The sequence below is a fragment of the Bradyrhizobium sp. genome (genome assembly GCF_049581145.1).
GTDB lineage: Bacteria > Pseudomonadota > Alphaproteobacteria > Rhizobiales > Xanthobacteraceae > Bradyrhizobium.
In genome coordinates, this window is record NZ_JBAURI010000984.1 from 1 (window position 1) to 3,685 (window position 3,685).

Sequence of the window (3,685 nt, forward strand, 5' to 3'; positions counted from 1 at the left end):
CAGCTGAAGCAGCCGCCATGGCCGACCGTGAGCTTGGGCGTATCGGTGCGCGGGCGCAGATATTTCGGCGCCTGAAGCTGCCGCTGGCGCTCGACCATCTGGTAAAGGAAGGGCAGGCCGGCGACGAAGCCGACCATCGAGACGAACCACGGCGCGCTCGAATGCGCTTCGATGAAGGCGTCGACGCCATCGAGATTGTTGATGCGGGCGGCGTATTCGAGATCGGTGCCGTTCGGATCCTGATGGCGCTCGCGGAAGCGCATCAGCGTCTCGTGGGTCCAGGGATCGTTGTACAACACGGGAATTTCGATGATCCGGGTCTGGATCACCGGCTCGGATTTTCCGGCCGCCGTATCCAGCCGCTTCAGCTCGGCCAGCATGTCATCGGGCTTGATCACATCGGGATCGAACTTCACCTGATACGAGGCATTGGCCGGGCAGATCTCGGCGACGCCCTTGATCCTGGCGTCGCGCACCGCGTTGGTGATGAAGAGGCTCTTGAAGAACGCCTCGAGCGACATGGCTTCATCGACCTCGGCGAAGATGTGCTCATCGCCACCGAAGGAAAATCGGGTTTGCATGGGGTCACTGGCCTCCTGTTGCTGAGGGAGCGGTTTCTTTTGCGGGGGGTGGCGCGGCCGACGCTGCGGCAAGGCTCGCGGCATGCGTGGCCAGCCATGGCTCGAGCCAGGCGGTATGAAAGCGCCCGGCCTGCACGTCGGGATCGCGGGCGAGCGCCTGGTGTAGAGGCTTGGTCGTCGCCAGCCCCTCGACGTCCAGCTCGCCGAGGGCGCGGTCGAGTCGCCGGATCGCGCTGGTGCGATCCTCGTCATGGACGATCAGCTTGCCGAGCAGGCTGTCGTAGAACGGCGGCACGGTGTAGCCGGCATAGAGCATGCTATCGAAACGCACGCCGTTGCCGCCGGGCACGGTGAGTGAGGTGACGGTGCCCGGGTTCGGCGCGAAACCTTTCGAGGGATCCTCGGCGTTGATGCGGACCTCGATCGCATGGCCGGTAACGCGCACCTGATCCTGCCGGACGCGCAGCGGTTCGCCGCTGGCGATCCGGATCATCTCGCGCACCAGGTCGATGCCGGTGACCATCTCGGTGACGGGATGCTCGACCTGGATGCGGGTGTTCATCTCGAGAAAGTAGAATTCGTGGCTGCGGTCGTCGTAGAGATATTCGAGCGTGCCGGCGCCGCGGTAGTGCACCGCCTTGGCGAGCGCGACGGCGGAGAGACAGAGCTTTTCGCGAATGGCCGATGTCAGCGAAAGCGAGGGGGCTTCTTCCCAGACTTTCTGCCGGCGGCGCTGCAGCGAACACTCGCGCTCGAAGCAGTGAATGACATCCCGTCCATCGCCCAGCACCTGGACCTCGATGTGCCGAGCGCCCTCGATCAGCTTCTCGACATAGAGCCCGCCGTCGCCGAAGGCCGCCAGCGCCTCGGCCTGGGCCTGCGGCATCAGATGATGAAACTCCTCGGCCGAGCGCGCGATGCGGATGCCGCGGCCGCCGCCGCCGGCGGCAGCCTTGATCATGACGGGAAAGCCGGTGGTTTTCACAAGGTCGAAGGCCGCCTCCGGTGATTCCAATCGGCCGTTGCTGCCCGGCACCGTGGGGACGCCCGCTGTGGCCGCGGCTTCGCGGGCGGCGACCTTGTCTCCCATCAGGCGGATGGACTGGGCGGTCGGTCCCACGAAGACGAGGCCCGCGGCTTCGACAGCTGCGGCAAAGTCGGCGTTTTCGGCAAGAAATCCATAGCCCGGATGGATGGCGTCGGCGCAGGTCGACTTGGCCGCAGCAAGGATGGCCTCGCGATTGAGATAGGACTTCGACGCCTGCGGCGGCCCGATATCGACGCTCTCGTCGGCAAGCTGCACGGCAAGCGACTCCTTGTCGGCGTTGCTGTGGGCCTGCACGGTCGCAATGCCGAGCTCGCGCGCCGCGCGAATGATGCGCACCGCGATCTCGCCGCGATTGGCAATGAGGAGCTTGCGGATCGTCATGGCCGGTCTTGAAAACCTCAAACGTCGATCTCGGCAATCGGCTGACCGGCCATCAGGGCATCCTCATTCTCGGCCAGGAAGCGGACGATCTTGCCGGCCGCGCCTGCCTTCACCTCGTTGAACGACTTCATCACCTCGATCAGGCCGATCGTGTCGTCCTCGGTGATCACGTCACCGTCGGATTTGTAGGCCGGCTTGTCCGGCGCCGGCTTGCGGTAGAAGATGCCCGGCAGCGGCGAAAAGATCTGCTGAATAGCCATGAGTTCCTCGTCGTTTAAATCGTTCCGCCTTCGTCATTGTCGCCTGACGCGTCTCAGCGCGCGGCAAGGTAGGGCGCGACGGCATTGCGAACCGCCTCGGTGATGGCGACGGCATTCGGCGTATCGGAGTGGATGCAGATGGAATCGGCCCCGACGGGAATGTCATTCCCTGCCACCGAGCGGGTCTGGCCTTCGTTGATGGCCCGCACGCAGCGCGCGGCCGCATCGGTAGGATCCTTGGCTTCATGTTCGCGCGTGATGATGAGGCCCCCCTCGCGATTGTAGTCGAGATCGGCATAATATTCGGCGACGAAGGCATGACCGCGGCGCCGGTAGACCGTTTCGTGCAGCGTGCCCTTCATGCCGAACAGCGGCACCTTGTAGACATCGGCCGCATCCGCCACCGCTTCGGCGACCTCTTCCATCCGCGCAGCCATGCCATAGAGCGCGCCATGCGGCTTGATGTGGTTGAGGGGCATGCCTTCGGCATCCAGAAACGCCTTCAGGGCGCCGATCTGGTAGAGCAGGCAATTGGTCAATTCCTCGCGCCCGATCTTCATCTCCCTGCGGCCAAAACCCTGCAGATCGGGCAGCGAGGGATGAGCGCCGACCTTGACGCCATGCTGGCTGGCGAGGCCCACGGTCTTGCGCATGTGATTGAAGTCGGAGCCGTGGAACCCGCAGGCGACATTGGCGACGTCGACCAGAGGCATCAAAGCCTCGTCGTCGCCCATCTTGTAGAGGCCGAAGGCCTCGCCCATGTCGCAATTGATAGTGACCATCTCTCGCTGTCCTTATATCGGCGGCTGCGACCCGGCGCAGCCTGCGCAACGATTTAAAGATTTAAAAAGTCCGCTCAGAAGCGACCGCCCAGGCTCCGCCGGAACCTGGGCGGCTGTTGCCAGACCTACTTCGACACCAGATAGTCGAGCGGGATCTTTTCCGAAATCGTCCACTGGTCGATCACCTTCGGCTTGCCCTGCTCGGTATCGACGATCAGGTAGCGCCCCTGGTTCTGATGATGGAGCTCGCTCGTGAAGGTGCGCGGGCCGAACAGCGTCGGCTCGTTGTTCATCTTCTCGAGCTCGGCCACCACGGCGGGTGCTTCGATCGACTTGGCGCGCTCGACGGCCTTGGCCCAGACGTCGATCAGGACATAGCCGGGATAGACGTACTGGCTGGAGGGGTCGCCCCCGGTCACCTCCTTGTACTTCGTGTTGAACTCATTGACCTTCGGATTGGGATCGTCGCCATACACCGAGCCCTGCACCGGCACGAAGAAGTTCGACAGATCGGGCACCGCGTTCAGCCAGTAGCTGCCATCGACACCCGAGCCGTTGAGGATCATCGACTTGATGCCGGCGGCGCGGATCTGCTTGATGGCCGAGACGGCGCCCGGCATCATCGTGCAGAGC

At 63.8% G+C, this 3,685-nt stretch carries 5 protein-coding genes; all 5 read right to left on the minus strand.

What is annotated here, in order from left to right; genetic code table 11:
- Window positions 1-581: 5-oxoprolinase subunit B family protein (locus tag WCB02_RS32065; RefSeq protein WP_423964558.1), on the minus strand; the 581-nt coding region annotated here is incomplete at its 3' end.
- Window positions 582-585: 4 nt separating this feature from the next.
- Window positions 586-2,010: an acetyl-CoA carboxylase biotin carboxylase subunit gene (locus WCB02_RS32070; protein WP_423964560.1), complete on the minus strand. Its 1,425-nt coding sequence runs from the start codon at window positions 2,008-2,010 to the stop codon at window positions 586-588.
- 17 nt (window positions 2,011-2,027) lie between these two features.
- A complete protein-coding gene (locus WCB02_RS32075) occupies window positions 2,028-2,270 on the minus strand; it encodes an acetyl-CoA carboxylase (protein WP_423964562.1) in 243 nt (80 codons plus the stop codon).
- A gap of 53 nt (window positions 2,271-2,323) precedes the next feature.
- Entirely contained in the window at window positions 2,324-3,052 is a 729-nt protein-coding gene (pxpA, locus tag WCB02_RS32080; RefSeq protein WP_423964564.1) for a 5-oxoprolinase subunit PxpA, read from the minus strand.
- Between the two features lie 125 nt (window positions 3,053-3,177).
- The coding region (locus WCB02_RS32085) for an ABC transporter substrate-binding protein (RefSeq protein WP_423964567.1) at window positions 3,178-3,685 on the minus strand (508 nt) is incomplete at its 5' end.

Coding starts and splice junctions, on each gene's coding strand:
- pxpA (WP_423964564.1), bottom strand. CDS start 3,052: ATGGTCACTATCAATTGCGACATGGGCGAGGCCTTCGGCCTCTACAAG.
- WCB02_RS32075 (WP_423964562.1), bottom strand. CDS start 2,270: ATGGCTATTCAGCAGATCTTTTCGCCGCTGCCGGGCATCTTCTACCGC.
- WCB02_RS32070 (WP_423964560.1), bottom strand. CDS start 2,010: ATGACGATCCGCAAGCTCCTCATTGCCAATCGCGGCGAGATCGCGGTG.